General features: G+C 75.7%; 6 protein-coding genes. 2 read left to right on the top strand and 4 right to left on the bottom strand.

Annotation, left to right across the window (positions count from 1 at the left end):
• Positions 1-198: 198 nt before the first annotated feature.
• Together purE and CBZ_RS14825 are read right to left on the bottom strand one after the other, a co-directional pair.
• Positions 199-738, bottom strand: a complete 540-nt coding sequence (gene purE, locus CBZ_RS14830) for a 5-(carboxyamino)imidazole ribonucleotide mutase (RefSeq protein ID WP_130782287.1) — start codon at positions 736-738, stop codon at positions 199-201.
• A 77-nt stretch (positions 739-815) separates the two neighbouring features.
• Positions 816-2,003: a 5-(carboxyamino)imidazole ribonucleotide synthase gene (locus CBZ_RS14825; RefSeq protein ID WP_130782286.1), complete on the bottom strand. Its 1,188-nt coding sequence runs from the start codon at positions 2,001-2,003 to the stop codon at positions 816-818.
• A gap of 152 nt (positions 2,004-2,155) precedes the next feature.
• Here CBZ_RS14825 and CBZ_RS14820 point away from each other — a divergent pair, with 152 nt between their 5' ends.
• Positions 2,156-2,686, top strand: a complete 531-nt coding sequence (locus tag CBZ_RS14820) for a GtrA family protein (protein WP_130782285.1) — start codon at positions 2,156-2,158, stop codon at positions 2,684-2,686.
• Between the two features lie 78 nt (positions 2,687-2,764).
• On the opposite strand, the gene CBZ_RS14815 is transcribed toward CBZ_RS14820, so the two are convergent.
• Both CBZ_RS14815 and CBZ_RS14810 read right to left on the bottom strand, forming a co-directional pair.
• Positions 2,765-4,087, bottom strand: coding sequence for a sensor histidine kinase (locus CBZ_RS14815; protein ID WP_130782284.1), 1,323 nt, complete (start codon positions 4,085-4,087; stop codon positions 2,765-2,767).
• A 3-nt stretch (positions 4,088-4,090) separates the two neighbouring features.
• Positions 4,091-4,783, bottom strand: a complete 693-nt coding sequence (locus CBZ_RS14810; protein WP_130782283.1) for a response regulator transcription factor — start codon at positions 4,781-4,783, stop codon at positions 4,091-4,093.
• A 191-nt stretch (positions 4,784-4,974) separates the two neighbouring features.
• Here CBZ_RS14810 and CBZ_RS14805 point away from each other — a divergent pair.
• Positions 4,975-5,814 (top strand): sensor histidine kinase (locus tag CBZ_RS14805; RefSeq protein WP_246013427.1); only part of this gene is annotated, 840 nt, incomplete at its 3' end.

The following is a 5,814-nucleotide window of genomic DNA, read 5'->3' as shown; positions in this document are numbered from 1 at the left end:
CTGAGGTCGCGACGGCCGCCGGCGTGCGGGCGGGCGACGTCGGGGAGGAGGCGGTGGCAGACGTCATCCGCACGACCGTAGGCACGCGCGCGGCGGGTGCGCCCGCCGGGACGGGACCGTGGGCCGGTCGTTCACCGACCTTTCACGAGGCCCCGGTCACCCCGCCACGCCCGACCGGCCGGGTCGGCGTGGCCGCGCTCAGGCCGTGAAGCCGGTCGCCGGACGGTCGCCCGACCGGCCGCGCAGGCGCTCGCCCTTCGCGTCCGCCTGGGCACGCAACCCGTCCTGGAACGCCGCCATGGCGGTGCGCAGCCGCTCGGCCTCGGTGCCCGTCCCCGAGGCGAGGATCCGCACGGCGAGCAGCCCGGCGTTGCGGGCGCCGCCGACCGACACGGTCGCGACCGGCACCCCGGCGGGCATCTGGACGATCGACAGCAGCGAGTCGAGTCCGTCGAGGTGCGCGAGCGGGACGGGCACGCCGATCACCGGCAGCGTGGTGACCGACGCGAGCATCCCGGGCAGGTGCGCCGCTCCCCCGGCCCCCGCGATGACGACCCGCAGGCCACGGTCGGCGGCCGTGCGGCCGTAGGCGATCATCTTCTCCGGCTGACGGTGCGCCGAGACGACGTCGACCTCGACCGGCACGTCGAACTCCGCGAGCGCCTGCGCGGCCGCCTGCATCACGGGCCAGTCCGAGTCGGACCCCATCACGATGCCCACCACCGGCTCGATCGCCATCTCGTCCTCCGTCCGTCCGGTCCCGCGGCGCGCGCCGCGTCGGTCTCGTGCTGCCGCGGCTCGCGCCGCGGCCGGTCTCAGGCGGGGTCGGCCTCACCCGTGGGGTCGGGCTCGCCGCGCAGCAGGGCCGTGGCCGCGGCGGCGCGCGCCCGGACGTCCGCGAGGTCGTCCCCGCTGACGTTGACGTGACCGAGCTTGCGGCCCGGCCTGACCTCCTTGCCGTACAGGTGCACCTTCGCGGCGGGGTCGCTCGCGGCGACCTGGGCGACCGCGTCGGTCGGGTCGTCGAGCGCGCTGCCGAGCACGTTCGCCATGACCGTCCAGGTCGCGCGCGGCGCGGTGTCGCCGAGCGGCAGGTCGAGCACAGCACGCAGGTGCTGCTCGAACTGGCTCGTGACGGCCCCGTCGATGGTCCAGTGGCCGGAGTTGTGCGGGCGCATCGCGAGCTCGTTGACCAGCACGCGCGGTGCGCCCCCGTCCTCGTCCGCGACCTCGAAGAGCTCGACCGCGAGGACGCCCGTGACGTCGAGCCCCTCGGCGACGCGGACGGCGATGTCGAGAGCGGCGTCGCGCGTGGCGGGGTGCAGGTCCGGGGCCGGGGCGACGACCTCGGCGCAGACGCCGTCGCGCTGCACGGACTCGACGACGGGCCACGTGCGGACCTCACCGCCGGGGCGCCGGGCCACGAGCACCGCGAGCTCGCGCGTGAACGGTACCTTCTCCTCGACAATGAGGGCGGCGCCGGTCCCGTCCGCGGCGGCGGCCAGCCAGTCCGCGACGTCGGCGGCGGCGCGCACGACGCGGACACCCTTGCCGTCGTAGCCGCCGCGCGTCGTCTTGACGACCCCGACACCCCCCGTCCCGGCGAGGAAGTCCGTGAGCTCGTCGGGCGTCGCGACGGCCGCCCACGCGGGGCACGGGACGCCGAGCTCGCCGAGCCGGCGGCGCATGACCGCCTTGTCCTGCGCGTGCACGAGCGCGTGCGCGCCGGGCCGCACCGCGACGCCGTCCGCGGCGAGCCGGTCGAGCAGGTCGTTCGGCACGTGCTCGTGCTCGAACGTCAGGGCGTCCGCGCCCTCGACGAGCCGGCGGATCGCGTCGGCGTCGGACGCGGCGCCCACGGGCGCGTCGACCACGACCTGGGCGGCGGACGACGCGGCGTCCTCCACGAGGACGCGCAGGTGGATGCCGAGGGCGGTCGCCGCCGGCGTCATCATCCGCGCGAGCTGTCCGCCACCGACCACCGCCACCACAGGTGCTGCCACGGGCGCCGAGCCTAACCGAGCCCGCGAGCGGCGGCGCCCGCGTCCACGGCTCGCGCGAATCGCTTCACCGGATCGTCCCGTGACGTCGGACCCGCGACGTGCAGCCCGACGGCGGATATCCTCGCCGGAGCACCGAGCCGAGGAGACCGCCTGTGAGCACGACCGAGGAGCGACGTCTCGACGACGTCCCGCGGGCGCCCGGCACGGCCGGCGCGACCGGCGCCCCGGCGCGACGGCTCCCGGCGATCGGGATCGCGGCGCTGCGGGCACGCGCGCTGGAGATCGGCCGGTTCCTGTCGGTCGGCGCGGTCGCGTTCGTCGTCGACCTCGGCGTGTTCAACCTGCTCCGGTTCGGCCCGGGCGAGCTCCTCGAGCACAAGCCGATCACCGCCAAGGTCATCTCCCTCGCGCTCGCGACGGTCGTGTCGTGGCTCGGCAACCGGCACTGGACGTTCGCCGCGCACCGCACGACCCGGCACGGCCGCGAGCTCGTCGTCTACGCGGCCATCAACCTGGTCGGCGCGGTCATGCCGGTCGCGACTCTGGCGTTCTCGCACTACGTCCTCGCGCAGGTCAGCCCGCTCGCCGACAACGTCGCGACGGTCGTCGGCATCGCGCTCGGGACCGTCGTGCGGTACGTCGGCTACAAGCGCTGGGTGTTCACGGGGCACGCGACCGCCTGACCCGCGCACCCGCCGGTCAACGGCGGCGCAGGTCAGCGGCGGCAGGTCAACGGCGGCGCAGGTCAGCGGCGGCAGCGGTCAGCGGCGGCGGCGGTCCGGCCGGGCGGACACGACCGCACCGAGCGGCAGCACGACGTCCGGCCGCATCGACGCGGGGACGCCCGAGAGGAACAGCGCGAACACCGCGGGGCGACGCTGCGCGAGCTCGAGGCGCCCGCCGTCGGCGTTCGCGAGGTCGCGGGCGAGCGCGAGCCCGAGCCCCGTGCCGGCGCCCGAGGTGACCTCGCGCTCGAAGATGCGCCCGGCGAGCTCGTCCGGGACGCCAGCACCCTCGTCGGCGACCTCGACGACCACGGCACCCGACGGACCGCCCGCGCGCGAGCGGACGGTCGTCGTCCCCGCGCCGTGCTTGAGCGAGTTCTCGATGAGCGTCGCGAGCACCTGCGCGAGCGCGCCGGGCGTCGCGAGGACCTGCGTCTGCGGGTCGACCTCGACGGCGAGCCGGCGGCCCGCGGCGGCGAACGTGGGCGCCCACTCCTCCTCCTGCTGGTGCACGACGTCGACCAGCCGGATCGCCTCCGTCGTGCCGCCCTGCGCGCGGCGCGAGCTCGTCAGCAGGTCGTCGACCACGCGGACGAGCCGCTCGACCTGCTCGAGCGAGATGCGGGCCTCCTCGCGCACCTGCGGGTCGTCGGTGGCGAGCATGATCTCCTCGAGCCGCATCGACAGCGCCGTCAGGGGCGTGCGGAGCTGGTGCGAGGCGTCCGACGCGAACTGCCGCTCGGCGGCGAGCCGCCCGGCCATCCGGTCGGCGGACCGCGCGAGCTCGGCGGCGACGAGGTCGATCTCCTCCACGCCCGACGGCTCGAGCCGGGGGCGGACCTGGCCGGAGCCGAGCTGCTCGGCGGACGCGGCCAGGTACACGAGCGGGGCGGCGAGCTTGTTGGCCTGCCAGATCGCCATCGCGATGCCCGCCGCGAAGGCGACGACCGCCGCCACGACGACGAGCGCGATGACCTGCACGCTCACCCAGAACACGTCCCAGAACGAGACCGTGAGCACGACGACCGCGCCGGACAGCGACGTGGTCTGGAGCGTCAGGCTGCGTCCCTCGACCGGCTCGCCGGCCTCGTACAGCGCGCCGTCGCCCGTGCGGACCACCACCTGCGCGGGGATCTCCCCGACGGGGACCGCGGCGTTCTCGAGCATCCGGTCCGTCAGCGGCGCGCCCGCCTCGACCCGGAAGTCCACGGCGCGCGCCGCGACCTCGAGCCGGGTCTCGAGCTGGCGCATCTCGTTCTCGCGGACGAGCTGCGCACCGAGGAAGGCCAGGGGGAAGCCGAGCAGGACGACCGCGACGGTGACCGCCGCGATCGTCGCCTGCAGGACGCGACGACGCACGCGTCAGGCCCGCTCGCCGGCGCCCGTCTCGAACCGGAAGCCCATCCCGCGCACCGTCGTGACGTAGCGGGGGGCACCGGCGTCGTCACCGAGCTTGCGACGCAGCCACGACACGTGCATGTCGAGCGTCTTCGTGGAGCCGGTCGGGTCGGAGCCCCACACCTCGCGCATGAGCGTCTCGCGGGCGACGACCGTGCCCGCCGCCGCGACGAGCACGCGCAGCAGGTCGAACTCCTTGGCGGTGAGGTGCAGCTCGCGCTCGCCCTGGAACGCCCGGTGCGCGGCGACGTCGACGCGCACGTTCTGCGCGTGCAGCTCGTCCTCGTCGCCCGGGTCGCCGACCGTGCGGCGCAGCAGGGCGCGCACCCGCGCGAGCAGCTCGGCGAGGCGGAACGGCTTGGTGACGTAGTCGTCGGCGCCCGCGTCGAGCCCGACGACCAGGTCGACCTCGTCGGCGCGTGCGGTCAGGACGAGGACGGGCGTCGTGAGGCCCTGGTTGCGGATCGCGCGGGCGACGTCGAGGCCGTCCATGTCGGGCAGGCCGAGGTCGAGCACGACGAGGTCCGCCGTGGACGCGCCGTCGATGGCGCCTTGACCAGTGCCTTGCACACGCACGTCATAACCTTCACGCCCCAGCGCCCGGGCCAAAGGCTCGGCAATCGCGGGATCGTCCTCGGCCAGCAGCACCTGGGTCATTCGCCCATGCTAGGTCACGAGTCGGTCTCGTCCGCCAGCGGACGCGCGATGTCCGTCGTGGTGCGTCCCAGGTCGGACCGCGTGTCGCACGGCGCGTCGCCGCCGGTCCACCTCCGGTCGGGCCGTCCGCCGGCCCCGGCTCCCCCCACGGGTGCACGACCGCACGGCCGTGCGCCGCCTACGCTCGTCGGGTGACGTGGTGGGACCGGGTGCTGCGATGGGAGGAGTCGCACCGCTTCGCCGTCGACGTCACCGGGACGCTCTTCCTGCTGCTGGTGGGCGTCACCGCCTCGGTCGACATCGAGGCGACGAGCAACGGACGGACCCTCGCGACGGTCGTCACGTCCTTCCTGCTCATCGCGCCCCTCGCGTGGCGGCGCGTGCGGCCGACCGCCTCGGCCGTCGTCGTCTACAGCGTCGCGCTCGTCCAGATGTTCCTGGTCACGCCGCTGCTGGTGCCCGCGGACCTCGCCGTCCTCGTCGCGCTCTACTCCGTCACGGTGCACGGCCCGCGCTGGGCGCACCGCGTCGCGATCCTCGGGGCGCTCCTCGGCGGTCTGCTGCTGCCCGCGGTGCTCGGCGGGCTGTGGGACCCGCTGTCCGCGATCGCCACCGTGTTCTTCATCTGGGCCGTCGCGCTCGCCGTGTGGTCGTTCGGGCTCGTCCGGCGGTCGCGCCGCGAGACCCTCGAGGCGCTCGTCGACCGGGCGGAGCGGCTCGAGCGCGAGCGCGACCAGCAGGCGCAGATCGCGACCGCCGCCGAGCGCGCCCGCATCGCGCGCGAGATGCACGACATCGTCGCCCACTCGCTGACCGTCATGATCGCCCAGGCCGACGGCGGGCGGTACGCCGCCGACGCCGACCCCGCGGCCGCCACGCGAGCCCTCGGCACCATCGGCGAGACCGGGCGCGCCGCGCTCACCGACATGCGCCGGCTGCTCGGCGTGCTGCGCGCGGGCCCGCCCGCGACAGGCGGCGTGCCCGTGGTCGCGGACCCGGCCGCCCCGGGCCAGGCGGGCCGTGCTCCCGGG

The sequence above is a fragment of the Cellulomonas biazotea genome, from assembly GCF_004306155.1.
GTDB lineage: Bacteria > Actinomycetota > Actinomycetes > Actinomycetales > Cellulomonadaceae > Cellulomonas > Cellulomonas biazotea.
Note: the sequence above shows the minus strand (reverse complement) of the source record. Positions and strands in the feature narration are given on the sequence as shown.